We start from the raw sequence: 26,305 nt of genomic DNA on the forward strand, positions 1-26,305 counted from the left end.
CTCCCCCTCGAAGTGCAGAGTCGCTTAGTCACCGACTTTGCACTTCTTTTTAATCCGCTAACCTACTAATTTATAATATGAATATTCTCATAACATTCAGGCTAATCAAATTTCGACTATTTCTATAAAATCTGCGCTAGTTTGCTATTCAAACCTACTGTTACTCTTCAATCAACGATAAAAAGCACCTCTAAAGTGGTAGTACGAGTGCATTACTGCCCCCGCGGTAATGCCACTGTTTCTTGAGATGTGCGGTCAAAAATATTATTAAACATTGAACGAGGTAGAGCATGTCTAACGCTTTCTATATTCCATCATTAAACCTAATGGGTGTCGGCTGTCTTGAAGAAGCGGTAAACGCTATCAAATCACATGGCTTTACTAAAGCTCTTATCGTTACCGACAAGGTTTTAAACGAGCTGGGCGCAGTAAGTAAACTCACTAGTTTGCTTGATAGTGCAAACGTAGCAGCGGTTGTGTTTGACGAGACTAAACCAAACCCAACTATCGAGAACGTGAACGATGGCTTAGCGCTACTAAAAGGCAATCAGTGTGATTGTGTGATTTCATTCGGTGGCGGCTCCCCTCATGATTGCGCAAAAGGTATCGCATTGCTTGCGACTAACGGCGGAGAAATCAAAGACTACGAAGGTGTTGATGTATCAGCGAAGCCTCAGTTACCGCTGATCTCAATCAATACAACGGCAGGCACTGCTTCTGAAATGACACGTTTCTGCATCATCACAGATGAGGCTCGCCACATCAAAATGGCAATTGTAGACAAGAATGTGACGCCAATTATCTCTGTAAACGACCCTGAGTTGATGCTGGCTAAGCCTGCGTCTCTTACAGCGGCAACTGGGATGGACGCACTTACGCACGCGATTGAAGCTTATGTGTCTATCGCAGCTACACCAGTCACGGATGCCGTTGCGATCAAAGCTATCGAAATGGTGCAAGCAAACCTTCGTGAGGCGGTGCAAAACGGTGACAATCTAACTGCACGTGACAACATGGCTTATGCGCAGTTTATGGCAGGTATGGCGTTTAACAATGCTTCACTGGGCTATGTTCACGCTATCGCTCACCAACTTGGTGGCTTCTACGATCTTCCTCATGGTGTATGTAACGCAATCTTGCTACCACACGTTCAGCAATATAACGCTAAGGTAGTACCTGCACGCTTAGCTGACGTCGCGCGCGCCATGGGTGTTGATACTAATGGCATGACTGATGAGCAAGCCGCGAATGCAGGTCTTGATGCTATTCGTCAGCTATCTAAAGATGTGAACATTCCGGCTGGTCTTGAACAGCTTGGTGTAAAACGCGACGACTTCGATGTACTTGCAGAGAACGCGCTAAAAGACGCTTGTGGTTTCACCAACCCTAAACAAGCAAGCCACGAAGAAATCGTAGCCATCTTAGATTCAGCGCTGTAATTATTCGACACGTTTAACGTGCAACATCACAAAAATGCAGGCCAACCGATTGCCTGCATTTTTGCGTTTAAAAAGCTCCCGCCTTTCCTAACTCAGATCAATGTTACCTTCTTGCCATCTCCCTACTATTAGCTTTCAGGCGATGAAAACAGAAAGACGCATTATTTATGCATAAACTAAACAGCTTTAGTCGAGTGGCAGAACGTGAGTACGCACTATCTACCGGTAGCTTAAACTTACTCTATTACGATCTTCCAAAAGACTTTCACGATGAGTACCGCTCTTACGATGCTCCTCGCCTGTGTACCATTTTAAAAGGCACCAAATCGGTGAGTGTCAATCAGTCGCAGAGCTTCCAATACAACCGTGACCAATTTGTTCTGTTACCACCTAATTCGAACATCTACATGAAGATGCCTGAGTACACCAAAGCACTGGTGTATGAATTCGATGAACAAATGATTGAAGGCGTCAGTCAACGTGTTGCTGATACTCTAGAAGTCGATTCACCAACAGCATTAGAATCACAAAGTTTCGCAGTCAATTCCATCGACAAAAGAATCGACAAACTACACACTCGAATGCAAGAGATCCTTCGAGAACATGAAGCCTGCATGGACTTTCTGATCGACCTGACCGGACAAGAATTGGTGTTTGAGTTGCTGCGCAATAATACTTGCCAAAGTATTATCTCGAACCATCGCTCTCATCCAATCAGTAAAGCGATTAGGATTATGAATTCACCGATGGGACTAAAGATGACGTTAGCTCAGGTAGCAGAAGAAGTGGGATTGTCTCAGTCGAGTTTTTCACAAAAGTTTAAAGCAGCAACACAGCTAAGCCCTAAGCAATACCTCACTCAGCTTAGACTGCAGTCCTCAAAACAAAGTCTCAACAAATTGAGTGTTACTGATGCTGCCTATGAAGCCGGATATGACAATATTTCTCACTATATAAGACTGTTTAAGAATGCTTACGGCCTAACTCCAAAGCAATACCAACGTTCGCTAATTCATGGCAGTCATTAAAAATGGTGCCTTAATTAAAAGGCACCTCCTGTTCTAATCGTCGCTAGAACACTATTCAGCGTTACTCTTGTCTGAACTCCAGCGACGAAGTTCAAACCAAAACATCATAAAGGCCGCACCAATTAGAAACGCCAAAATAAAACTGCGATCATCCATGACACACATGGCAACAATGTCTAGTGTGTCTTCCACAGGTTTACCTCAACTAAAAGTAATAGCTGGCTTGTAGCCAACTGACCGTGTCTTTCTTGCTCACTTTATTGTCCGCGGTATGCTCAACTTTGAAACCAATGGACGCATAATCAGTCACCATATAGCCGCCGCCAATTTCTATTTGTGGAACAAACTCTTTGGCGCGAGTAATGTATGTCGCTTTAGGGTTGGCATAGAGCCAGTGACCAGCATCAAACCCATACATCGCATAAAGACCGCCTTGAACTAACGCGGAGTTTTTAAAGGACGATTTACCTTCTACCGCGATGTCGTGTTTGCTATCCATATAGCCACCATAGAGCATTGGAAACACAGAGATATTAGGGGTAAGTTCGATCTTATAGATAGCACCCGCTAGCGTCGTCGTGGTATTTCGATTTCCGATGACATCCAAGGAATAACCTAGGCCGTCGTTAACCTTAAAATAGCGAACGCGGTAATCTATATCTGTCTTGCCTTCAATATCTTTCTTGTCACCGATACCTAAATCAGCGAAGACCATATGCCCTTGCCCCCAACCAAACACACTGTTGAGTTGAGTACGATCGTTTGATCTAGACAGTCCAACCATTGAGAATAGAGCCGTCGGATCGCCATAATTAATATCTTGAACCGAAGCTTCTGGAGCGACATCTTTTTGGTGAGTCGATGTCACTTCATTTGCCCAAACGCCCGCAGTAATCAAACTTAGAGCCATGGCAGTTATAGTGTTTTTCATATTTATACCTAATTAAACAAAAATCCCTTTAATTAGGTCATCCGTGGATTTCACAAGGCATTGCCAGAGTGATAAGAAGGGTTAACTACACGTAGAGAAGGTAGCGATATTTGATAGCTCAGCTTGTTCTACTAAATCAGCGCACGATACGGTTTTGATGTCGTTAAGCTGATTGAGGTCGATGCGAATCTCACTGTACGTATCAAAGTTGCGCATCTTGAATGAGCCATTTTCGAAGTTGTAGGTATATTGAATCCAGCTGGCATATGTTTCACCGTTTGCTGGGTCAATAATGTCTTGGGGCACCAGATTCCCTGAATCGAATGTGGATTGGAGCTTACCTTCTGTCTGTGCCCATGAAGCCTGTGGGTCAAACTTAACATGAGCAGAGTTGTACAAGCCTCGTAGCATTCTTTCTGGGGATGAGATGGTAGAACCGATGTTATGACCATTTTCGACATGATTAAAGTCACCTACTTTTGTCGCATTCTCATCGTGATATTGCTGCAAAGGGGCGTTAGCCATTACTCGCAGTTTGTCGTTCACAGAACCGCGATGCACCATCATTTTGCCGCCTTCATTGAGCTCAAACAAAGCAATGTCACCAGATTTGTCCTGTACTGAAATATGCAAGCCATGCTGGGTACCATGAATACCATCGGCCCAAGCAAACTGGAATTCATTTGCTTCAAACGCAGTGACCGCTTCTTCTACCGTTTTAAAGTTTTGCGCCATAAAAGCTGCGGCATCACCCCAGTTAACTGCCGGTGCACCGGTGTCCTTGTAATCCTTGATGAATGCTTGCGAATCGTACATATATAAAGTTGAAGCAGATAAACCTTGATTGTTGATAGCCTCACCCGATGTATCAACAAACACGGCACGTTCTTCTAAGTTCAATGTCGGATACTTCACCGTCCATTTCGCCGCAGTTTTGTACGATGGAACCGCTTTAGTTGCCACCTCAACACCCGCTGGTGACATAATCGCATACGTACCAAGTTTCTGTCCCCAATCAAGTGTTCTAACTTGAGATACACCATATGGCGTATCAAGCGTGATGCGAGAACATGCGTTGGCGGTTCCAACGAGTACACTTGATGCTGTAGCAGCTAATGTAAGCGCGATAATTGTCTTCTTCATTTTCAACCCTCTAATATGTTCACGGTAGCAAAACCGTGTTTTGTCACCTGTTGATAGAGCGAACTTTAATCGCTGAGTAGAAGTACATCAAAGTGATTAGTATATAAATATCGAATAGGTCAATCAGAAAGAGGAAGTAGTAAGGTAGGAAACATCAATCCTTTCCCTCTGGCATACAGCACCAAAGGGAAAGGTTAGTTTTAATGATTACAATGAATTAAAATCGAAAACCATCACAACAATCATACTGCTGTTGTGTTTTGATTATCTTTAACTGGAAAGTACACTCGTTTCAGTTTGCTAAAAGCTTTGCCTATATCCTCAAGAATCACATATAAGCACGGAACGGCAATGAGAGTTACCACGGTGGCGTACATCACAGCAAAGCCTAAAGCAACGGCCATAGGTTTAACAAACGCCGCCTGAAGACTGGTCTCGAACATGATGGGCAACACTCCAAAGAACGTAGTGATAGAGGTCAGCGTTATCGCCCTAAACCTCGCACAGCCAGCTTCAACCACGGCTTGCTTCGCACAATCACACCGCGCTTTGATTTGGTTGACATAATCAGTCATCACTAACGAGTCATTAATCACAACCCCCGCCGCCGCAATCAAACCAAATGTGGACATCATGCTCATATCAAGGCCATAGAAATAGTGCCCCCATATCGCACCCGTTAGGCTAAACGGAATAACAGACATAATGATAAACGGCTGGGCATAACTTTTTAATGGCACAGCTAATAGAATGTAAACCGTTATCATCCCTGCAATAAAGAACACTATCTGCTCTGCTTTTTGCTTTTGTTGTTCTTCAATCGTGCCACCTAACTCAGTTTTCACTTCAGGGAATTGAGCGCGTAGTTCCGGAAGCACATTATCTTCAATATTCTTCACTGCTCTATCGGGTTCAATCACCGCTTCGTCAATAGAACCATAGATATAAACCGTTCTAAAACCATTCTCACGTCGTATTTGGTTGATGCCCGGCTTACTGGTGATGTTAACCACATCGCCCAACATCACTTTTTTGCCTGATGGGGTATTAATCAAGGCATAGCGTAGTGAAGAGAACGCTTCTCGGGTCAACTTAGGGTAGCGAACCATTACCCTGACTTCTTCAGTATTCCGAAGTACTCGCTGCGCCTCTCCACCATAAAAGCTGCCTCCAACCTGCGACGCTACATTAGCGAGATCCAGTCCGAGATCATAAGCCACAGGTTTCAGCGAAAGTTGTACTTCGCGACTGCCCGTATCCATCGAAGAACTGATATCAAACAACCCCGTCTGGAGCTGAAGCTTTGAAATCAGCTCACGTCCAGCGGCATTCAGCACTTCCATATCAGGGCCATACAGCAAATAACCAAACTCGTCGCCCTCTTCGCCACCAGCCACATTATCGTTAATAACAATGGATTTCAGACCAACAATCGTCGGCATTTTTTCGCGCCAACGACGAGACAGCTCAAACGCATCAACTGGACGCACGTCTTCATCAACAAGAGGAAGGATGATCATGCCTTCGGTGCGACTCGTGTTAATCGTCATCATGTCGCGAATAACAGGCTGCCCGTACTCTTGCTCTATATCCTTGTCGACCTCACTCACCACTTTTTCAAGAGTGAGTAAGGCATCAATCGTTTGTTCATCGGACGCATTGCTGTTCATCTCAATTTTGATCATTGGAAAGTCAGACGGAACTTTAGGGCTAGGGATCATACGTACATGCCCTGACGTCAGCATTGCCGCACTGATAACCAAAATTGCGATAAAGCCAGCCATCACAGACCAACGCCACTCCACACACCACGACACGGTGCGCTTGTATGGCCCATTAACAAAGCGGAAAAATGAGCGATTGAAACGGGCACGATAACTGTTCTCTTTGACTGGGGTAAATTTGGTATGAGCCAAATGCGCTGGCAGGATGAGTTTCGACTCTATCAAGCTGAAAATCAGACAGAAAATAACAACGATAGAAAGACCATAGAAAAAAGCCTTCTCTGGTCCTGTCGAGAATAAGAACGGAACAAACACAGCAATAGTTGTCAGTACCCCAAATGTTGCAGGGGTTGCGACACGCTGAGCGCCACGCACGACATTAGTGACCCCTCCACCTTCTTTTTCAACCTCGGTGTAGACACTTTCTCCTATGACGATGGCGTCATCTACCACAATACCGAGCACCATAATAAACGCGAACAGTGTGATGATATTGATACTGACATCAAACAGCGGCATCAGCATAACCGCTCCTAAGAAACAGACCGGTAAACCAACCATAACCCACATAGCTAAGCGGAATCGCAGGAAAATAGTCAGCAAAACCGCTACCAGAACCGCACCTTGTAACAGGTTCTTAAGCATCATATCCAGTCGAGCATTCAAATAGAACGTCATATCCATCAAAGTGTTGAGTTGAATACCATGAGGTAACGTTTGATTTCTTGCGTCAATAAAGCGCTTCACCGTCTCGGCCACAGGCACCATATTTTGGGTTTTGGTTGCCTTAACCGTCAAATAGATACCGTTCTCACCTGAATACTTAAAGTAGTGTTGCCCTTCAGTAAACTCGTCTTTTATTTTGGCAATATCACCCAATAAGACCTTGGAGCCATTGGCGCCAACTTTGACGGGTATCTGCCGAAATTCAAAACCATCGTAGTACTGGTTCTCAATTCGAATCGACACTAAACCCGTACTAGTCCTGACTTGTCCTGCGGAAAAATTTGCCGAGTATTTTTGAATCGCCGCTACTACGTCGTCAAGCGTTAGATCATAGGTTCGTAGCTCATCTGGGTGAATTTCAATACCGATTTCATCGGGTGGAGAGCTGACTTCAACCAAAGAAACGTCATTAAGCTGTAATAGTTCTTTCTCTACCTGCTTCGCAATGGTTTTCAGCTCTGATAACGACGTATTGCCTGACAGCACCATACCAATAACGTCTTGCTTAAACTCTATCTGCGTGACCTTAATCGGCTCCATAGCCTTGGGGAAACTAGCTATGGCATCGACTCGCTGCTTTACCTTATCCAGTACTTCCATAAGGTTTGCCTTGGTATCAATTTCCAAAGTTACCGCACCGCCACCTCGATAAGCGTCAGTCACCGCTTTTTTAATCTCGGTGACATCTTTCAGCGACTCTTCCACTTTGATTAGGATCGTCTCTTCAATTTCCTGAGCAGAAACCCCTGGGTAAGACGCTGTCACATTAATGTAGTTGATTTCAAAATTTGGGAACATCTGGCGCTGAATCAGAAAGTAGCTGACGGTTCCCATGATCAAGATAAACGCCATCAAAAGGTTGGCGGCTACCGAGTTATTGGCAAAAAGGGCGATAATGCCGCGTTGAGTGGACTTACTCACTGGCTTCTCCTTGGTTCACCAATACCTCTGAATTACTATTCGAGCGAATCACCGACATTCCAATTTGCGGGAACTCGGGCACAGTTAATACCAGCTCATCGCCTGTTTTCACACCAGAATCGATAAAGAAGTTTGCCTGCTCTTCACGCAAAACATGGACACTTTTAGGGACGAGCTTGTCTTCTTGATCGACAACCCAGACTCGCTCATCAGTGACCAACTCTTGCGGCACTTTAAACAGGTTTGGGATCTGTTTACCGTTGAAGACCACTTCAACATATGAACCAAAAGGTAATGGTTTGGCATCCGTTGTCAGCGCATAAGGATCCTTGATTCGAATCACTAGGTTTGCCATACGCGTAGCACTGTCTACTACTCCTAGATCTCGCATAATCACACCATCTCGAACCGAGTTAGTGCGACCTTTAGAAATGACGTCGGCTTTCACTCCTACAATATTGTCAGGTAAGAAAGGCGCGTCGAAGCCTGCAATGGGTACCATTACCTCTGCTGATTCAATGTTATTCAGCTCCGCAACTTGTGCGCCTGAAGTAATGTACTGGCCAACACCGATGCTTCTGGAGACCACCAACGCATCATAAGGCGCTTCAACTTCACAGTTGGCAAGATCACGATTGGCTCTGCGCAATGCAGCCTGCGCCGATTTAACGCTGGCCTCTGCGCTTAGCACTTGAGGAATACGCAGATAGAGGTCCGAGACTTGGGTATCTTTGATTTTCTTTGCCTGTCTTTCGGCAACTTTCGCCTTAGCACGCTCTTCAATTAAGGCCGCTTGCGCCTGCGCGAGTTGTGCTTGGGCTTGCAGCACCGCTGCTTGATAGTTATCTTTTTCGATGGTGAAAAGTATTTCGCCGCGTTTTACCACGCCGCCTGCCACAAAGTTCGGATGCCAACTGGTAACTTCACCGGAAACTTGTGTTGATAACGCAGTGCGCTCAAGTGGCACTACCTCACCAAAACTTGAGATTTGCACCTGATGATTTTCGGCTTTTAGGATTTGGGTTTTAACTCTTGGGACGGTATCGACTTGTTTTTGGTCTTCAATTTCTGGAGCCGTTTGCTCCACTAGCATAAAGCCACCAGCGGCCACACCTAAAATCGCGAATGGTAGAATCCATTTAATACTGCGCTTGAACATAGCTTCCCTTGATTTATATTCTTCTGCTTTGATTATTGTACGTAATTTCAGCTAGAGAAACTGTAAGGAAACCTCATCTTTTTCTGTGTTTGTGTGAAGAGCAGCAATAAGAACAAGAAGGTATGCATCACAACATACCTTCTACACTAGATTCATTCGATGGGATTATGATTGCGACAGCGAATCACATTTAGCCGCGCAGATAAAATCGTTTTGGTGTAATCCTTTTATTGAGTGGCTCCACCAAGTCACGGTGACCTTCCCCCACTCCAAAAGAATTGCAGGGTGATGAAACTCATCTTCTGCTAGCTCAGCAATCTTATTAGAAAAGGCCCAAGCCAACTTAAAGTTCTTAAAACTAAACTGTTTTTCTAACTGAGGAATCCCATCTCTCTCGATAATGCTCCAGCCGTTCAGTTCTGTCAGTAGTTGTTGCTGTTCTTCCTTCGTTAATGCCAGTGCATCGCTACTACACGCTTCACAGCGCAGTTCATTAAGCATGAGTCTTATCCTTTGGTTCAAATAGTGGTGGCAACAATCCAGCGTTCATCGCTCGATTAACGTATTCGGTGAGACCGCCCGATCGTAGTTGGTATAGTTGGTCAATATCGTCCAGTACAAAGTAGGTCGGCTGCATGATATCAATGCGGTACGGAGTTCTTAACACGGTATCTAAGTCGAAAGCTTGGCGCAGTGCTCGTTCATCATCTAACGCATAGAGAGTTTCTCCCGGTGAAGAGAGAATTCCACCGCCGTAAATTTTAGTTAGACCGTTTTGTTCCACTAAACCAAACTCAACGGTAAACCAGTACAGTCGAGCCAAATATACTCGCTGTTTGGCGTCAGCATCACTGCCTAGCTTGCCGTAGATTCGAGTAAATTCGGCAAATTGCGGATTGGTCAACATGGCACAATGACCAAATACCTCATGAAAGAAGTCGGGCTCTTGTAAGTAGTCAAACTCTTCTCTCGACCGCAAAAACGTTGCAACAGGAAACTTGCGGTCGGCCAATAACGCGAAAAATCGGTCAAAATCAATAAGCGCCGGTACTGGCTCCACTTGCCACCCCGTTTCTCTATGTAGCACTCGGTTAATTTCAGGTAGCTGCGGAACACGATCAAGGGGTAGATCTAACAAGTCTAGGCCGTGCAAATACTCCTTACACGCTCTCTCTTTCACCAAATCGAGCTGTCGAACAACCAAGTCATGCCATATCTGATCTTCCTCGCTGCTCCACTCCACAAAACCGAGCTCGTTCACAGGTTTTGATACGTACTGAGTCATCTCGTCACCATTAACAACTTTGTTACATTAAGCCTATGTGCGGAGAAATTTGCTGACAATAATTCAATCAGACTCTAATGCGCATCGCGGTGTAACAATTTATTTACATTTGAACGAATTCTTTCGACTTATCAATATATTGTTTTCAGCTCCCCCAATTTGACGTATTGAGGATTCGCACCAAAACTTAATCACAATTCATCGCATTAAGTACACAGGAAGCGCATGCCAAATAACGACATGGATCACATCCCACTCTGGTCGCCTTCTCTCGAGCGAGTCGAGGGTTCTCATCTCAAAGCCTTTATGCAAGTACTGGAACAACAAGGGCTCAGCTTTAGTGATTATGCTCATTTGCATCAGTGGTCTATCAGCCAGCCAGAGTCCTTTTGGAATGAAGTATGGGATTATTGTGGTGTAGTTGGAGACAGGCATGCGCCGAGTTGCCAGTTAGGTTCGCCAAAATGGGACAAACCTGTCGTCGCTAGAGACACGCTCTGGTTCCCCAATGCGACATTAAATTATGCCGAAAATCTCCTAGCCTACGGCAAGGCTCACCCTTCTGAACTTGCTATTTACTTTCAGAACGAAAATCATCAGTCGTCTTACCTTACTTGGCAGCAGTTAATTGAGCAGGTCTCCATCGTCCAACAATGGCTTATTGAGTTGGGTATTGCTGAAGGCGATGTCGTAGCGGGCTATTTGCCACATATTCCTCATACAGTTATCGCCATGCTCGCAGCAACCAGTTTAGGTGCGATATGGACTTCCACCTCTCCCGATTTCGGCGTGGACAGTGTCATCGAACGGTTTGGGCAAGTTGAACCTAAAATCCTATTCTGTTGCGACGGTTACCATTTCAATGGCAAGGCTTTCGGAATGATTGAGAAAAACCAAAGCCTTATCGACGCTCTGCCTTCGATTAAACAACCTTGCCTGATTCGCTATTCTGACCAGCACGATGCCCAAATGGAAAATGCCGTGGATTGGGACTCCCTAGCACAGCGTTTTTCGCCTATGCCAGTCACCTTCCATCGCGTTAAGTTTAATGCACCTTTGTTCGTTCTCTACTCTTCGGGAACAACAGGCAAGCCAAAATGTATTGTGCATTCTGTCGGTGGCACTACTATCAACCACTTGAAAGAGCATCAACTCCATTGTGATATCAAGCCCCAAGACCGCGTGTTCTATTACACCACTTGTGGTTGGATGATGTGGAACTGGCAAGTCTCTGCCTTGGCATCGGGGGCAACATTGGTGATATTTGATGGCAGCCCTGTCTATCCCAAAGTAAACACCCTTTGGCAACTCGCTCATAAAACTGAGGTCACTCTGTTTGGCACATCTGCAAAGTACCTTGAGACTTTACAAAAGCTCCATTACCAACCCAACGAACACTTCGCTTTACCACAACTCAAAACACTGTGTTCAACAGGCTCCGTCCTTTATCCGCAACAGTTTGATTTCGTCTATGACGCGATAAAACCAGACTTGCATCTGGCTTCTATATCAGGGGGAACCGATATTTGTGGCTGTTTTGTCTTGGGTAACCCTGTGTCCCCAGTCTACAGAGGAGAATGCCAAGCTCCGGGACTAGGGCTGGATGTAAAAGTATTCAATGAACAGGGTAATAGCGTGATTGAACAGCGTGGAGAGCTGGTATGTCGCAACAGTTTTCCCAATCAGCCTATCGGTTTTTGGAGCGATAAGGGCGAACGCTATCACAATGCGTATTGGGCTGAATTCCCAGGAGTTTGGAATCATGGCGACGATGTAATGCAAAGTCCTACTGGCGGTATGACCTTTTTTGGTCGAAGTGACGCTACTCTTAATCCAGGGGGCGTAAGGATCGGCACAGCTGAAATCTATCAGCAAGTGAATCAACTTGCGCAGGTGATCGATTCAATTGCCGTTGGTAGAAACCGAGATGGGAACGAAACCGTGGTGTTGTTTGTGCAACTCAAAGATACTGAGACATTAGACGGCAACCTTAAACAACAGATTAAACAACGTTTAAAAGCACATTGCTCCCCTCGCCATGTTCCTTCTGAAATTTATACCATTAGTGAAGTACCACGCACCAAATCAGGCAAATTGGTGGAGTTGGCGGTGAAACAAACACTTCATGGGCAGCACGTGAAAAACAAAGGGGCGATAGCAAACCCATGGGTGTTGGATGAGGTAAAATCTCTCTCACTTCCTTAGGTCTTATAAAAGCCCTTTTTTATGAGTTCTTCCATTTTTTACAACGAACCCAAACGAAACATAAAAAAGAAAAAAGGACAGATAACAGGAAAATTTCAACTATTCCTCTGAAAATTAACCGAATATGAATTGCCTTCTCATCAAAGGTTAAGCACAGCCACCTCATAATCCAATCATCAACAAACACCTAATGAACAAAGGGACTGGATTATGAAACCACTAAGCATTGTTATTATCACTCTTAACGAAGAGAAAAGAATCGCTCGTCTACTCAGTGACTTAAGCTGTCAAACCTACCAAAACTTCGAAGTGATTGTCGTTGACTCCAACAGTGATGACCGCACTTGTGAAGTGGCCGAAAAATATCGTCCAGCCCTTCCTGAACTGACTGTTCACACAATGGAAACACGTGGTGTCAGCTTAGGACGCAATACCGGCGCTAAGTTAGCCAAACATGAACGACTATTATTCTTAGATGCAGATGTCCGCTTAGACAAAGACTTTATAGAGAAAGCAATGACCAAGCTTGAAGAAGAGAAGCTTGAAGTTGCGGGCATTTATATGGGTTCGCGTAAGCTTGCTCCCGCCTACAAAGCAGGTTACGGACTCTTCAATGCAGGGTTATTTACCACACAGTTCTTTTTCCCAACCGCCGTGGGTGCATGTATTTTCTCTACCAAACGTGCTCATGAGGAAATCGGCGGATTTGATGAAAGTATCGTGCTATGCGAAGACTGTAACTACGTCAAAAAAGCCGCTAAGACATGGCGCTTTAGATTCTTACCGCTGAGCTTCCAGTTTGACCCACGCCGTCTTGAGCAAGATGGTTTCTTCAAAATGGGATTCACTTATTTCAAAGCCAATGTTCGCCGATTTTTCTTTGGCGAAATGCGCAACAACGAGATGGAATACAAGTTCGGTCACTACCAACAGCAGTAACCAATCATACAAATCCAATCAAAACGACAAAAACTAAGGACGTAAGGAATCGTTATGTTTGAGACATTGGGACTGTTTCTCGGCTCTTTCTTTGACGCAGTCATTGGCCCTAACCTCGTGGTTCCGGGAGAACCCTTTATGATTGCCGCGGGATATCAACTTTATAGCGGTGGATATCTCGCTGTTATCGCGGTACTAATTGGCGGCTTACTCGGTGATCAACTGAGCTTCTTCATTGGTCGTCATTACGGTTTTAGCGCACAAAAGAAGCTCCTTCGCTGGCAACCAAAAATACGCAGACCGCTAGCTCGATGCCGCCTTCTTATGAACCGCAATTCATTCTGGGTGATTGCCTTTGCAAGGCTACTAGGCCCTATCGCTTGGGTTGTGCCATTTATGGCAGGGACCAACCATATTCGCTGGCGTAAATTTTCTCTGTATGCCTTGATAGGTTTATTGTTGGGTGTGGGGCAATTTGTTGTTTGGGGCTACCTGTTAGCCGCTGGTGTGGACAATGTGCCAGTGTTAGGTGAGATGGCGACCTTCATCTCAGAACACAAATACACGTTAGGACTAAGCATAGCGTCCTTAACTCTATTCTATTTTGGTCTTAAAAAGCAGTGGCGTTATGCTTGGCTAAAAGCGAGCAGCTTTCTGCTAGTAGGCATGTTAGCACTCAACTACTCGCACTTTTTTTGGTTCAGCGACGATACCGTCGTCACCACCACTACCGACACTCAAAATAAAGAGGTTGATGTCAAAGGACTCAACTTTAAGGTTTTCGCGGGTCAGTCGTCGATATACTCAGCTCAAGCAGTAAACGTGGTCTATTTGGGTGAAACTCCCAAGAGCCTAATGAAGCAGCTAGGGTGGATTGAAAATAAAACATTCTCGCGCAGCGAACTTGAATTCTCCGACTACGTCAATTTGCTGAAAACTAAAACACCACCGGTCTCCGATTTGATGTGGAACGGGCAGCCACAAGATCTTGCGTTTCAATTACCGGGAACGCTAACTAAACGCTCGCATATTCGATGGTGGAATGCAGGTATAGACAAGCAAACCAGAGAAACTGTATGGGTAGGAGCACTTAGCTATGATAACGGCCTAACAATCACACCATATGGCGGTATTATCACCATCTTGCACAGCGTGGCTCCTGACGTCGACTCCGAGCGTGACAAGCTCAAGCAAAATGTATTTCGACTAAACGCTCAGTGGAATGCTGAGAATCTTAAGCTTGCTACTGTGACAGCAAAAAACGACAGTCACGATTATTATACCGATGGCAAAGTGCTTGTTGTGTCTCAACAAATGCCTGTTAAGAGTTTTACGAATGTCTTTTAATGTGCAGGGAATCTACAACAAACTCATACTCCTTCGAAGTCACTCGAAACGCTTCAAGTGGGGCATAAGATTTCTGTAAATCTCTTGTCCTATTTCGAGCTCAATGTTCATACCAAAACCTGTGTTCCCTTAAGAACGCAGCTACACAACTTCTTTAGGATTAAGTCATTCCTGCAGAGGCAGGAATCTAACTACAAGCCCCCGCTGAACCATATGCTCCACCTCAGTTAGTTTTTAAGCAAGATTCCGGCATGGTATTACGGTGCTTACCTAATGTAATCAACCAGTTCGTAATTTCCTGATTCAGTTCCATAGAACTCCACAACAAAGCTAACATTGGCAGCCGCACTCTACGACTAATGTCTAACTGTCTGAGACTATTTGTTTTTTTTCGATTGGTATAAGGTACTAACAACTGATTTTCAGGCGTCACAAAAAGAGTCCTCGAGTCTTTGCCGCAGAAAATATATAGACAACTACTCGCGTAGTCTTCGTACAGTGAATAAATAACGTTGGTTGGAAAAACACACCTTAGAGTGTGAACGAAAGGAATCAAAATGAGCAGTACTATAGAGTCCGTGCATATACGAACAGATAAGCCTCAGGTCAACGAGGATGAACTAACTTATGAACAACAGCATAAACCAAGATCGAAGTTTGATAGCCGAGAACAATATTTAGAGCATGAATTACAAATCATGGCACCCAAACGCTGGCGTGCCAATCTGCCGTTTAAGGATTATCGATTTGAGCTCGAAGATACCATCCCAGCTATGGCGGCGACCATTGGTAAAGTGGTTATGGTGGGCGCCATTGCAGCCACCTTTGCCGGAGCGCTTGGGCTAAATGAAGGCTTTGTTTTGGAAAATGTTCGTTATGAATTACTCATTGCATCAGTTTTCATTATTCTTTTCTCAGGATTCTTATTACCGACTGCTAATCTCGCAGGCACACACGGTCCACTAATCCCTTTAATTCCTATTGTCGTCGCAGCAGGCGGGCATCCCATGGCTTTTGGGTTGCTGATTGGCGCTTTTGGCTTAATCTTAGCCATCAGTAAAGGCGGCAGCATGCTAGCAAGTCTCACTAGTAAAGGCGTTTGTGGTGGTCTATTACTCTACCTTGGCTTTGTTGGAACCGTTTCTCAAGTTAAAAAACTGTTCGCTTGGGCTGAGGGAATAGGCATGAGTCATATTGCGTTTGTCGTGATCTTTTGCACTATTATTTTGTATGCTTTGTTGGAACATTTTCGCAAGCGTTGGCTAGCCGTTCCTCTTAGTTGCTTGTTAGGTGGTTCGTTAGCTTTTGCCATGGGTGCCCCGTTTTCTTTTCAAACCGAGCCTGGGTTACCCAATATGAACCCTATGTATTGGTGGGGAGAAGATACTGGCTGGATGCTCGGCTTACCAACGATTGAACATTTCATGGTGGTACTGCCCTTTGCTATTTTAGCAGTGGCCATGTGGTCGCCAGATTTTTTAGGACATCAAGTGTTTCAAAAAATCAGCTATCCCGAACGTACAGAAAAAGTACACATGAACATTGACGATACCATGACCACGGCTTCAATTCGTCAAACATTCGGCTCTCTGCTCGGTGGTACTAATTTTACTTCTTCATGGGGCACTTATATCGTGCCAGCCGCTATAGCTAAACGCCCTATTCCTGCCGGCGCCTTGCTGACAGCACTGTTCTGTATCATAGCGGCTGTTTGGGGCTACCCTATGGACTTAGCTATATGGCAACCTGTACTTTGTGTTGCGTTAGTTGTTGGAGTATTTGTTCCATTGCTAGAAGCAGGAATGGAAATGACGCGCGAAGGGAAAACCACACAATCAGCGGCTATCGTTGTCTTTTCTTCCGCACTAGTTAACCCAGCATTTGGCTGGTCTCTAACCATGTTGTTAGATAACTTAGGCTTAGTCGGTTGTAAAGAACGTAGCGGTGAGCTGAGTAAAATGAGCAGATGGGTATTGCCCGGAGTTATGTTTATAGTGCTAAGTAGTGTGATGGCGTTGGTTGGTCTTCTACCAGGGATACCAGCGATTATCCCAAGTTTTCGTTAACCTTTAGACAATCTCATTATACGAGATAATAGTTTTTCTAACCTGATAGAAACGGTTTAGTTCAGTGGTTCTGAATCGTTTCGGCTTCTTTGATGTTACCTACCAGTAAGCTTTCAAGTCTAAGTGTTGGCGATGTAATGCCACTACTATCCCCACCACCTCAACCGAACAGAGCAAAGGTGGCGGTTATCAAAACAATGATAGTTTTCATTTAACTTCCTTGAAATAGAGCCAAAATAGATGATTTGGCTCCTTTATCTCTAACTATAGTTTTTGAGCATCGGTGCTAATGTATTTTAATTGTACCGGAGTTTTTCTAAATCAATTATTAGCTTCTAACTCTTTTAATCCATTCCATGATAGCCACCCCATCATTAAACTGGATGGTATCGCTACGACAGAAGGAGATACCATCCATCCAAAAATAAACGTCACAATCAAGATTGAGATTAATCGGCCTAGATAAACTAAATTTCTTTTAGCCAAACTTAATACATGCGCCTGAAATAATCCTATTGATAAAAGCATTGCAATTATCAACAAGTACAATTCTCTTTTTTCGTAATATAGGATCCCAAATGGGATAGACAATACGCTTACTGCTTGTAAAGCTGCTTTCTGGTATATCGCCTTAACTTTAATCATTAGTTCCCTCATAATTGTTTGCCGCTTCAGAGAACATAAATCCTGTAAACTTACCATAAGAATCCATGATTATTAGAGTTGGTAATTCAAACTTATTAGGTAACGCTTCGACTGCATATTTAGGCAAAAGTACCCCGGAAACCACACTATTCATGTAACTCACACCCTCGACCAAATTCGCATCATCAAGTTCTACATCTATGAGCAATGCAGTGCCCGATGAGACTAACGACGTTGCACCAAACACTGTAGCACAAGGTATATTTGCTACCATAAGACAAGCCGTAGCTATACCATCTGTAGTGTTACTGATATTTGAAATTCCCCCTCTAATTTCCCTTAAAGTTGTTGGTCCGGAGCGCCTGTTCATTTCTTTCATACGAGCGATATCATTGTATAGGTACACTGTGATAACACTTATAGCAGAACCCAGTATTGCATCACGACTACTCGCCCATCAATGTGCGCAGAATCAAATAATATTTATATTGCTTAATATGAGATTGACTTCATATTAAATATCCAAATAAAAACACTTTATAAAGCTAATACTCTAAGCAATACTCGCATCACCATTCGAACTTCACTCCTTGGATCTTATTGGAAATGCAGCGAATTTTGATATTTATAGTTGACCATATGACAACTGAAGTACGCAGATTCGACGTTTTTCAATTGGTGCTAGGTGTATATTTTTCTCGTTATGGCCAGTATTGACTGAGGGATTATAAATCACTTGATTTAGATAGTGAGGAAAATTGAGTCTGCGGACTGTTCCTGCTAGATCTACTTTGATACATCGTTACTGGAGATTTTGATGATCTGGATATCTGTAAAGATACTGCAGATAGGAATTGTCTACGGATACAGGAAGTATCATAAATCAAAAAGAGCCTCATCATGAGGCTCTTTTTGTTTGTAATCAATTGTATTATATATGGTTATTCAAATTTAGTTATTAGCGTGATGCGTAAGCTGCTTTAGCTTTCTCACGCGTCCAACCATTCTTAGTTCGACGCTCTTGGCGAATGTCACTACGAGACCCATCGGCATTGTTTCGTGCAGCGTCACGGATACCTTTACTATAACGTAGAGATTGGAACTTGTTGTACATAGTCTTCTGTTCAGGAGTTCCTTTACCGAAACCATTAACTAACTGGTCAAGCAGTGAAACATAGTCAGTATGGTTAACATTGATGTTGTTAATTGCTGCCATAGCGAGTACTTTTTGGACAGGTTGAAGAGCATCAATGTTAGTGAACAAATCTTTTACAGCTTTATCGAACTCTTCTGGAGTAGTCTCGGTACAATCCTTACAGGTAGCCCAACGCTCCATATACTGCATCATTGTCTGGATAGAAGAGCGAGTCTCATCATTCTGAGCCAATGCATAAAGTTTGTTCCAACCAGCTTGGTCGCGAGGGTCTAAGATCTTAAGAGGACTCTTCCAACTCATATCCAAGTCATGCTCATCCTTGATTGGATTAACCTTGATAGGCTCATCCACTGGCTCACCAGGCATAACTTCAATTGGGTCTACACCGAAACCAGGGTCAATGGGAGTAATCACCACATCAATAGGTTCGATTATTACATCTTCAGGTGGAAGAGGATTAACAACAATTGGTTCCTCTATTGGGTCAGTACCAGTATCACCATTGTTGTTAGCAATATAAGCGACAGCCAATACCTTGAACTTCTGCTCATCAGTTAGCTTTGGTTCACGAGGAGGAACTACTGGTTCAGGAACGATAATAGGTTCAATGTCTTTAGTGTAGACATATGTAGAACCGCCTTCTTCCATCAAACAGATGCCTCCTGAAGCGTATGTAGCAACAGGACATAGCTCAGTACCTTTTTCTTTTGTTAATTCAGTAGCACTTGTACCGAAAGAAGTCGCTACCATGAATACTGAAGTTAGAATTACTTGTTTCATACACACACCCATAAACGTACTAGTACGCATTAAATTTTAAAAAAAACGAAGAAGGACATTCCTGCTCCGTATTGATGAGACCAATTCTAATTGGTACCAGTACGCATTACAAGCGGTTTTTTATAAAAATAATCAGTGAACATGTGCTTTTATTCTTAACGTTTTGTTTTATATCTGCATTTTTAGGTAAATTATTTCACCAAAGACTATTTTTATTGCCATCTTTGCATCATCTTCACCGATATTTTGTGCCAGTATTTGCTGTAGTCGAAGTACTGAACCTCTAGAGTGAGGGCTTGTCCCATCTTTCAAGATATTGTCGAATAGCATCTCCACGACTTCTTTGAATAAATGCTGCTCTTCATCTTTGTAAGCTTTTAGCCATGAATCGATGAACCCTTGCTTTGTAGAAAAATCTAAAAGAGGGATAACTAATGGAAACACTTTTCCTTGGAGAGCCGTAGCGAACATAATGCTGCTTGGGTAGTAGGCTTGGATACTACTCTTTCGTACACTAAACTCTTTTGCTAATCGATCATAAGTGACTGATCCCCAACCTTCATTAATAAAGATTGAGAAAATCTTATCATCCATGCTTTGTTTCTTTTTTGCTTTTTCTTCAGCGGATATCTTGGCCATATAGAATACTTGTTTGTTACTGTTATCGTATGATGATAACAGATACAAACCATTAATACGTGCTAGTACTTAAAAATTAACAGTTCTCTGATATAGCAAATAGGATTTGGAATTAGAAGAAGTATCTGATTGGGAGTAAAGACGCTGAAAGTCAATAGCCCCCCGTATAGCACGCAGCACAGGGTTCTCAGATCAGTGCTACGTAACCAGTTATGGTGATATCAAGTATGCGCGTTCAGACAACACTTCATTCTACTCGACCTTGACGCTTTTCATTATCTGAAGTCAACCAAGATTTACGAGATTAGAAAGTTCAATGGCAGACTTTTATCCATAGATAAACAGATAGGGCACTATAGTGCCCTAGTGCAAGCTCGCGTTTTTTCTTATTACTTTAAAGATAAGCAACTGATCTAATTACCTAATCTGCGTTATGAAGAAAAAGCAAAGTGGGTAACCAAGTATGCACAACACCGTTCACCTCAAATAAACCGCATCATTGTGCTTTAGCTATGGAACCTAGAACGCTCAACTAAAATAGTCTCGAAACTCCAATATAAACGCGTCAATATCTTGATAGTCACTTGGCGACAACCCATAGTTTGGCTTACGACAATAACTCGACTCAATTAACCCGCGTTTTTGCAGTATCACTTTCTCAACTTCAATGATGTATTCACAGTGAGTCATCCATTTAGAGATATACTCAAGCAGTTTACTATGCAGCTGCTTAGCCTGCTGTTGCTGACCCGATTGCCACAGGTCGTAAATAGCGATGTAGACTTCATTGAAAGAGCAGCCTGGCATTACACCTTTCCCCCCAATAGAGAGCATATCCAGCATGTAAAGTCCGGCATAGCCATTCATCACCACAGCATCAGGCCTTAGCGCTAGCAAATGCGCCGTATAGTCCATTGGAGGATTACATTCGATCTTAAAAACCGCATTGTCATGCTCATCTGTAATCGCCTTCATTACTTGCGGCTCAATTGGTACACCAGTTTCCGACGGCGCATATTGAATCAATACTGGAATAGAAACCGCACTCAATACCGCCTTAACATGAGCGATAATTTTGTCGTTATCTGGTTTCAGGAAATGCGGTGGAAGCAACATGAGGCTTTGCGCACCCAATTGTTGATATCGTTGCGCACGTTTCACTGCAAGCTCAGTTGAATGCTCCGTAACCGAAATAGAGCTAAACACAGAACTGCTGTTGGTCAATTGGCAAAAACACTCGGCGAGTTCATCTTTTTCAACGTCACTAAGTTTGTAAAACTCACTTGCGATGCCAAATAAAGTTACTCCTTGGCAGCCACTTAACAGTAAGTGCATGACCAGTTTCGTAAAACTTGGCATATCAACTTCACCGTTATCATCAAATGGCATCGCGACTATCGGGTTAACACCATAAATATCTTGTGGTTTGATCATCGTAGTAGTGCCCCCGTTGCCGCAGACGAAACACGGTCACGATAGAGACCAAGAATCCCATTTGGCATAGTTTTCTCTACCGGTTCCCATTGCTGACGACGCTTGTTAATCTCTTCCTCTGCGACATCAAGCGTAATAGTGCGAGCACTAATATCAAGCGAGACTTGGTCGCCATTTTCAATCAGCCCAATCACACCGCCTTCGTACGCTTCTGGTGATATATGACCAACAAACAAACCTCGATTAGAGCCAGAAAATCGACCATCGGTGATCAGAGCGCAAGACTCAGAGAGGCCCATCCCTTCGAGTAGTTTCATTGGTTTGTACATCTCAGGTAATCCTGCTCCACCCTTAGGCCCTTCATAACGAATCACAATCACAGAACCAGATACAATCTGATTGGCTACGATCGCATCAATAGCCGCTTGCTCAGAGTCAAAAACCACCGCTTTGCCGCTAAACTGAAACATATGCTTAGGTACTGCCGCAGGCTTAATCACTGAGCCCTCATACGCCACATTACCGCGCATGACCCCGACACCGGACTGATGCATAAATGGCTTATCTAGAGGCTTGATGATATTGCGGTTGGTGGTGGTTGGGGTCTGCTCCAATACATCACCTTTTCGCCCCGCTACAGTGAGCGTGTCGAGGTCAAGTAACGTGCTCATCTCTCGCTCCACCGCAGCAACGCCACCAGCGAGATGGAAATCAATCATGTCATACTCTGACGCAGGATAAATAGAAGCAAGTAGTGGCACCTTGTCACTCAGCTGAGCAAACCTATCTAACGGCAAAGGTCCAAGCCCCGCTTCATAGTGAATCGCTTGTAGGTGGATAATGGCATTGGTTGAACCACCCGTTGCAAGCAAGGTGCAGATTGCATTATCAATCGATTGTTTGGTAATGATCTGCCTAGCGGTAACATCATTTTCCACCAAAGTCATGATTTGCTGACCACTTTGATAAGCCACCTGTAAACGTTCGGGGTCAATAGCGGGAATCGTCGCACTGCCGGGTAGCGACATACCTAAAGACTCCGCAAGACAACACATAGTATTGGCTGTACCAAACATGGTACATGAACCGATTGTTGGTTCTGCGAGGTCTTCGATCTTACGAAACTCCTCCTCGTCAATTTCACCTTTGGCCTTCCAGCCGATGGCTTCCGTGACAATGTTGCCGTCCCAATGCTTGCCTTTATACTCCGCAGGATACATTGGCCCTGCATTGACCAAAATTGCTGGGATATCGAGTCGCGCGGCAGCCATTAGCATCCCTGGGACAATTTTGTCGCACGAGCCAAGCAGTACCATAGCATCGAAGCGGTGTGCTCTGACCATCACTTCAATAGAGGCAGCAATGATCTCTCTCGCGGCCAGGATATAACGCATCCCTAGGTGACCTTCTGCAATACCATCACACGGTGCAATGGTGCCAAACGTCATCGCTGTACCACCAGCCTCTTCTATGCCCTTAATCACTTGCTGTCCAATCACATCAAGGTTGGCATGGCCAGCGGTTGCATTGGTATAACTGTTCACAACCGCGATGATCGGCTGCCTTAAATCTTCATCAGAGTGATCCATCGACTTGTATAGTGCGCGTTTAAGCGCACCATCATCACCCTGTAAGATTCGATTATGGTGTGCTGTTCCACACCCTTTACAAGAATTACAGGTCATAGTTTACCACTCTGCAAATGAACCATCTTCGTTAGTCCAGTGTGGATTGCGCCACGCTGGTAAGGATTGCGCTTTTTGGTTTTGTTCACGCATAAACTCTTCATCAATCTCGATCCCCAAACCGTCGCCTTCAAGATTGAGGCAGTAACCGTTATCAAACTGGAACACGTCTTTGTTCTTGATATAATCCAGCACATCATTGCCCTGGTTGTAATGAATACCCACGCTCTGCTCTTGAATAATGGCGTTTTGACAGGTGGTATCGATATGCACTGACGAAGCTAACGCGATCGCCCCTAACGGACAATGCGGCGCTAATGCCACATCGTATGCTTCTGCCATCGAGGCAATCTTCTTCAATTCAGTAATGCCGCCACAATGACACACATCTGGCTGAATAATATCTACACCACCATGTTTGAGTAACTCCTTAAACTCCCAACGAGAATGCAAACGCTCACCTGTTGCGATTGGGATTGCACCATATTGGGCAATCTCGTGAATTGATTCACTAAAGTGCTCAGGTAGGACAGGTTCTTCAACAAACATAGGTTTCATCGGCTCAAGCTCACGCATTAAGATTTTCGCCATCGGCTTATGCACTCGGCCGTGGAAATCGATACCGATACCAAAATCTTTGCCCATCGCATCACGCAGGCTCTGAACACGTTCGAGTAGTGCATCCACTTTGCTGTAGTTATCGATAAAGTTAAGCTCATCGGTACCATTCATCTTGATAGCGGTAAAACCTTGTTCAGCACGATCTTTCGCCATATTGACCACATCGTCAGGGCGATCTCCACCAATCCAAGAGTACGTTTTGATCTTGTCGCGGCACTTACCTCCCGTCAGTTCATAGACAGGTACACCCAAGGCTTTGCCCTTAATATCCCACAGTGCTTGATCAATACCTGACAACGCAGACATCATCACCGGACCACCTCGATAGAATGTCGAGCGATGTAAGTAGTTCCAATGCAACTCCATATCAAAGGGGTCTTTACCAATAAGATATTCCATCATCTCATCGACACAAGTGTGCACTGTATGTGTTCGACCTTCCAAACAAGGTTCCCCCCAACCAACAATACCTTCGTCTGTAATGATCTTTAGAAAGCCCCATCGAGGCGCGACGATAAATGTTTCATAACCAATAATCTTCATATTTCACCTTACTTAAATAAATCTGGGAGGAAAGTAATAACACCAGGCATAAATACCAACGCGATCTGAACCAGAAGCATGCTGATCAGGAATGGAATAACGGCGCGGGTTAACTGAACCATAGAGGAGCCAGTAATACCTTTAGCAACAAATAAGTTAACACCAACAGGAGGAGTAATAAGTGCAAGCTCAGTACCGACAATCAAAATAATACCAAAGTGGAATGGGCTGATGCCGAGCTGAACCAGTATCGGCAAAAAAAGCGGTGTATATATTAATATCTGTGCTGCGGTTTCAATAAACAAACCTGTAAACATAATAAGCGCAACAAATATCAATAAAATAATTGTTGGGTTATCAGTAATCTGTAGAATTGCTTCACCTATCATTTGTGGAATCATACTAATAGTAAGATAACGTGCAAATGCTGTAGCAAAGCCTAGAATAATAATGACACAACCTGTAGTTAATGCTGCGCGAGAAATAGTAGGTATTAAATCAGCGTAGGTCATTTCCTTATGTATAAAGAAACTAACTATAAGAGTATAAATAACAGTAATACACGCGGCTTCTGTTGCAGTGAATATCCCTGAGTAGATACCACCAAGAATAATGATCGGTGTCAATAGTGCCCATTTAGCTTCCCAAAAGGTAGTCTTGACTCGCTCTAGATTAAAGCCTTCATCCTGACCTTTATAACCACGCTTTTTCGCTATGATGTAAACCGCAAGGATCAAACCTAAGCCAATCATACCGCCAGGTACAAAGCCCGCTAGGAACATATCGCCAATCGAGATCTCAGCCGTCACCGCATAAATGATCATCGGAATAGATGGCGGTATTAGAATGCCCAATGAGCCCGCTGATGCGGTCAGTGCACCGGCAAAGTGACGGTTGTAGCCCTTTTCAATCATGGACGGTACCATCATTGATCCGATTGCCGCCACGGTAGCTGGCGAAGAGCCAGAAATTGCCGCAAAGAACATACAAGCAACGACAGTTACAATACCAAGGCCACCAGATGCTCGACCAACTAAACTAGAGGCAAAGTTGACTATCCTAGCCGACAAACCCCCTTTCTCCATTACGAAACCAGCTAAAATAAACATCGGTATCGCGAGATAAGTAAAGGAGTCTAATGAGGTAAAAGCAGTCTGTGCAATAAATGACATTGGGATATCTGCGATAACCAAGGCAAAAGCGGTACACATACCAATACTGATCGCAATTGGCATCCCGATAAACAACAGGATGACAAACACCAGCATAGTTAATAGAAACGCGTCCATTATTTATCACCTCGCTCTTGTTGTACTTTTTGCAGCGCTTCTTCGGCTTCAGAAAGTGCATACTCATGTTCTAACTTGCCCGTTGCACGGCGATATACACGCTGAATCAGGCGTAGAGAAATCAAATAAAAGCAAACTGGAATAATTGCGTACACCCATCCTGCGTGCCATTCCAGCGCAGGTGTTGTTTGCTCAATATTGAGCGCATCAACCGATATTTCCAATCCATAGTAACCAATCCATGCCATAAAGGTTGCAAATGAAAGGTCAATAATAGAATCTAGGATTTTTTTGTTTCTACCTTTCACTATTCCGTCAATAACCTCGACACGTACATGTGCACCTCTTACTACGGCTAAGCTAGCGGCAAAATAAACTAGTGCGATAAATACATAGCGAGATAATTCCTCTGTCCAAGACAAAGAGAAGTTAAAAACAAAGCGAAATAAAATCTGTAGGAAACATAGAACAATAAGAGAAATAAAAAGTAAGGTACTAATATATTCTTCTATATTGTCTAAGAAAGATGTTTTCTTATTACTCATATAGACACCGATAGTTTTAAAGTAGGGCTGCGTTGCACAGCCCTATATAAAGAGA

General features: G+C 43.9%; 22 protein-coding genes. 6 read left to right on the forward strand and 16 right to left on the reverse strand.

The features are described 5' to 3' along the window. The first annotated feature begins 290 nt into the window (after positions 1-290). Positions 291-1,439, forward strand: a complete 1,149-nt coding sequence (gene yiaY / locus OH456_RS09960; RefSeq protein WP_107306556.1) for an L-threonine dehydrogenase — start codon at positions 291-293, stop codon at positions 1,437-1,439. 167 nt (positions 1,440-1,606) lie between these two features. After that, the gene (locus OH456_RS09965) at positions 1,607-2,467 is read left to right on the forward strand and encodes a helix-turn-helix transcriptional regulator (RefSeq protein WP_270033382.1); all 861 of its coding nucleotides are present in this window, start codon (positions 1,607-1,609) and stop codon (positions 2,465-2,467) included. Between the two features lie 51 nt (positions 2,468-2,518). Here the strand turns inward: OH456_RS09965 and OH456_RS09970 are convergent, their stop codons facing one another. The 7 genes from OH456_RS09970 to phhA form a co-directional block, all read right to left on the reverse strand. Next, a complete protein-coding gene (locus tag OH456_RS09970; RefSeq protein WP_270033383.1) occupies positions 2,519-2,659 on the reverse strand; it encodes a hypothetical protein in 141 nt (46 codons plus the stop codon). 13 nt (positions 2,660-2,672) lie between these two features. Then, positions 2,673-3,398 (reverse strand): hypothetical protein, encoded by a 726-nt coding sequence (locus OH456_RS09975; protein ID WP_031494586.1) that lies wholly within the window; start codon positions 3,396-3,398, stop codon positions 2,673-2,675. Positions 3,399-3,479: 81 nt separating this feature from the next. Next, positions 3,480-4,541: a linear amide C-N hydrolase gene (locus OH456_RS09980; RefSeq protein ID WP_270033384.1), complete on the reverse strand. Its 1,062-nt coding sequence runs from the start codon at positions 4,539-4,541 to the stop codon at positions 3,480-3,482. 242 nt (positions 4,542-4,783) lie between these two features. Beyond that, a complete protein-coding gene (locus OH456_RS09985; protein ID WP_038227225.1) occupies positions 4,784-7,912 on the reverse strand; it encodes an efflux RND transporter permease subunit in 3,129 nt (1,042 codons plus the stop codon). Next, complete coding sequence (locus tag OH456_RS09990; RefSeq protein ID WP_038227226.1) at positions 7,905-9,071, reverse strand: efflux RND transporter periplasmic adaptor subunit; 1,167 nt, start codon at positions 9,069-9,071, stop codon at positions 7,905-7,907. Before OH456_RS09990 ends, OH456_RS09985 begins: the two co-directional genes overlap by 8 nt. A gap of 165 nt (positions 9,072-9,236) precedes the next feature. Next, entirely contained in the window at positions 9,237-9,572 is a 336-nt protein-coding gene (locus tag OH456_RS09995) for a 4a-hydroxytetrahydrobiopterin dehydratase (protein ID WP_270033385.1), read from the reverse strand. Further along, positions 9,565-10,356, reverse strand: coding sequence for a phenylalanine 4-monooxygenase (gene phhA, locus OH456_RS10000; protein ID WP_062458479.1), 792 nt, complete (start codon positions 10,354-10,356; stop codon positions 9,565-9,567). Before phhA ends, OH456_RS09995 begins: the two co-directional genes overlap by 8 nt. Before the next feature lie 225 nt (positions 10,357-10,581). Here phhA and OH456_RS10005 point away from each other — a divergent pair, with 225 nt between their 5' ends. The 4 genes from OH456_RS10005 to OH456_RS10020 all read left to right on the forward strand — a co-directional run bounded on the left by OH456_RS10005 (position 10,582) and on the right by OH456_RS10020 (position 16,913). Then, the gene (locus OH456_RS10005; RefSeq protein ID WP_270033386.1) at positions 10,582-12,561 is read left to right on the forward strand and encodes an acetoacetate--CoA ligase; all 1,980 of its coding nucleotides are present in this window, start codon (positions 10,582-10,584) and stop codon (positions 12,559-12,561) included. A gap of 210 nt (positions 12,562-12,771) precedes the next feature. After that, positions 12,772-13,500: a glycosyltransferase family 2 protein gene (locus tag OH456_RS10010; protein ID WP_038227235.1), complete on the forward strand. Its 729-nt coding sequence runs from the start codon at positions 12,772-12,774 to the stop codon at positions 13,498-13,500. A gap of 54 nt (positions 13,501-13,554) precedes the next feature. Continuing rightward, the gene (locus tag OH456_RS10015) at positions 13,555-14,847 is read left to right on the forward strand and encodes an LssY C-terminal domain-containing protein (RefSeq protein ID WP_270033387.1); all 1,293 of its coding nucleotides are present in this window, start codon (positions 13,555-13,557) and stop codon (positions 14,845-14,847) included. Between the two features lie 557 nt (positions 14,848-15,404). Then, the gene (locus OH456_RS10020) at positions 15,405-16,913 is read left to right on the forward strand and encodes a DUF3360 domain-containing protein (RefSeq protein ID WP_006070865.1); all 1,509 of its coding nucleotides are present in this window, start codon (positions 15,405-15,407) and stop codon (positions 16,911-16,913) included. 321 nt (positions 16,914-17,234) lie between these two features. On the opposite strand, the gene OH456_RS10025 is transcribed toward OH456_RS10020, so the two are convergent. The 9 genes from OH456_RS10025 to OH456_RS10065 form a co-directional block, all read right to left on the reverse strand. Further along, entirely contained in the window at positions 17,235-17,558 is a 324-nt protein-coding gene (locus OH456_RS10025) for a hypothetical protein (RefSeq protein WP_270033388.1), read from the reverse strand. Further along, positions 17,551-17,832 (reverse strand): hypothetical protein, encoded by a 282-nt coding sequence (locus OH456_RS10030; RefSeq protein ID WP_124941412.1) that lies wholly within the window; start codon positions 17,830-17,832, stop codon positions 17,551-17,553. The genes OH456_RS10025 and OH456_RS10030 overlap by 8 nt, the downstream gene beginning before the upstream one ends. A gap of 684 nt (positions 17,833-18,516) precedes the next feature. After that, the gene (locus OH456_RS10035) at positions 18,517-19,494 is read right to left on the reverse strand and encodes a hypothetical protein (RefSeq protein ID WP_270033389.1); all 978 of its coding nucleotides are present in this window, start codon (positions 19,492-19,494) and stop codon (positions 18,517-18,519) included. Positions 19,495-19,662: 168 nt separating this feature from the next. Then, positions 19,663-20,133: a TetR/AcrR family transcriptional regulator gene (locus OH456_RS10040; protein WP_124941417.1), complete on the reverse strand. Its 471-nt coding sequence runs from the start codon at positions 20,131-20,133 to the stop codon at positions 19,663-19,665. Between the two features lie 528 nt (positions 20,134-20,661). Further along, entirely contained in the window at positions 20,662-21,567 is a 906-nt protein-coding gene (locus tag OH456_RS10045) for a dihydrodipicolinate synthase family protein (protein WP_270033390.1), read from the reverse strand. After that, positions 21,564-23,252, reverse strand: a complete 1,689-nt coding sequence (gene ilvD, locus OH456_RS10050) for a dihydroxy-acid dehydratase (RefSeq protein WP_270033391.1) — start codon at positions 23,250-23,252, stop codon at positions 21,564-21,566. The genes OH456_RS10045 and ilvD overlap by 4 nt, the downstream gene beginning before the upstream one ends. Positions 23,253-23,255: 3 nt before the next feature. Continuing rightward, positions 23,256-24,416: a galactonate dehydratase gene (gene dgoD, locus OH456_RS10055; protein WP_006070847.1), complete on the reverse strand. Its 1,161-nt coding sequence runs from the start codon at positions 24,414-24,416 to the stop codon at positions 23,256-23,258. An 8-nt stretch (positions 24,417-24,424) separates the two neighbouring features. Beyond that, positions 24,425-25,705: a TRAP transporter large permease gene (locus OH456_RS10060; protein WP_006070846.1), complete on the reverse strand. Its 1,281-nt coding sequence runs from the start codon at positions 25,703-25,705 to the stop codon at positions 24,425-24,427. Continuing rightward, on the reverse strand, positions 25,705-26,250 hold the full coding sequence (locus OH456_RS10065) for a TRAP transporter small permease (protein WP_006070845.1): 546 nt from the start codon (positions 26,248-26,250) through the stop codon (positions 25,705-25,707). Before OH456_RS10065 ends, OH456_RS10060 begins: the two co-directional genes overlap by 1 nt. Positions 26,251-26,305 lie beyond the last annotated feature (55 nt).

Source organism: Vibrio sp. La 4.2.2, assembly GCF_027586995.1.
Lineage (GTDB): Bacteria > Pseudomonadota > Gammaproteobacteria > Enterobacterales > Vibrionaceae > Vibrio > Vibrio mediterranei.

Excerpts from the sequence above, each read along its gene's own strand:
- OH456_RS10030 (WP_124941412.1), bottom strand. The coding sequence starts at position 17,832 with ATGGTAGCAAATATACCTTGTGCTACAGTGTTTGGTGCAACGTCGTTA.
- OH456_RS10020 (WP_006070865.1), top strand. The coding sequence starts at position 15,405 with ATGAGCAGTACTATAGAGTCCGTGCATATACGAACAGATAAGCCTCAG.
- dgoD (WP_006070847.1), bottom strand. The coding sequence starts at position 24,416 with ATGAAGATTATTGGTTATGAAACATTTATCGTCGCGCCTCGATGGGGC.
- OH456_RS10035 (WP_270033389.1), bottom strand. The coding sequence starts at position 19,494 with ATGAAACAAGTAATTCTAACTTCAGTATTCATGGTAGCGACTTCTTTC.
- OH456_RS10040 (WP_124941417.1), bottom strand. The coding sequence starts at position 20,133 with ATGGCCAAGATATCCGCTGAAGAAAAAGCAAAAAAGAAACAAAGCATG.
- yiaY (WP_107306556.1), top strand. The coding sequence starts at position 291 with ATGTCTAACGCTTTCTATATTCCATCATTAAACCTAATGGGTGTCGGC.
- OH456_RS10060 (WP_006070846.1), bottom strand. The coding sequence starts at position 25,705 with ATGGACGCGTTTCTATTAACTATGCTGGTGTTTGTCATCCTGTTGTTT.
- ilvD (WP_270033391.1), bottom strand. The coding sequence starts at position 23,252 with ATGACCTGTAATTCTTGTAAAGGGTGTGGAACAGCACACCATAATCGA.
- OH456_RS09995 (WP_270033385.1), bottom strand. The coding sequence starts at position 9,572 with ATGCTTAATGAACTGCGCTGTGAAGCGTGTAGTAGCGATGCACTGGCA.
- OH456_RS10025 (WP_270033388.1), bottom strand. The coding sequence starts at position 17,558 with ATGATTAAAGTTAAGGCGATATACCAGAAAGCAGCTTTACAAGCAGTA.
- OH456_RS10045 (WP_270033390.1), bottom strand. The coding sequence starts at position 21,567 with ATGATCAAACCACAAGATATTTATGGTGTTAACCCGATAGTCGCGATG.
- OH456_RS09980 (WP_270033384.1), bottom strand. The coding sequence starts at position 4,541 with ATGAAGAAGACAATTATCGCGCTTACATTAGCTGCTACAGCATCAAGT.
- OH456_RS10015 (WP_270033387.1), top strand. The coding sequence starts at position 13,555 with ATGTTTGAGACATTGGGACTGTTTCTCGGCTCTTTCTTTGACGCAGTC.
- OH456_RS10005 (WP_270033386.1), top strand. The coding sequence starts at position 10,582 with ATGCCAAATAACGACATGGATCACATCCCACTCTGGTCGCCTTCTCTC.
- OH456_RS09965 (WP_270033382.1), top strand. The coding sequence starts at position 1,607 with ATGCATAAACTAAACAGCTTTAGTCGAGTGGCAGAACGTGAGTACGCA.
- OH456_RS09990 (WP_038227226.1), bottom strand. The coding sequence starts at position 9,071 with ATGTTCAAGCGCAGTATTAAATGGATTCTACCATTCGCGATTTTAGGT.
- phhA (WP_062458479.1), bottom strand. The coding sequence starts at position 10,356 with ATGACTCAGTACGTATCAAAACCTGTGAACGAGCTCGGTTTTGTGGAG.
- OH456_RS09975 (WP_031494586.1), bottom strand. The coding sequence starts at position 3,398 with ATGAAAAACACTATAACTGCCATGGCTCTAAGTTTGATTACTGCGGGC.
- OH456_RS10010 (WP_038227235.1), top strand. The coding sequence starts at position 12,772 with ATGAAACCACTAAGCATTGTTATTATCACTCTTAACGAAGAGAAAAGA.
- OH456_RS10065 (WP_006070845.1), bottom strand. The coding sequence starts at position 26,250 with ATGAGTAATAAGAAAACATCTTTCTTAGACAATATAGAAGAATATATT.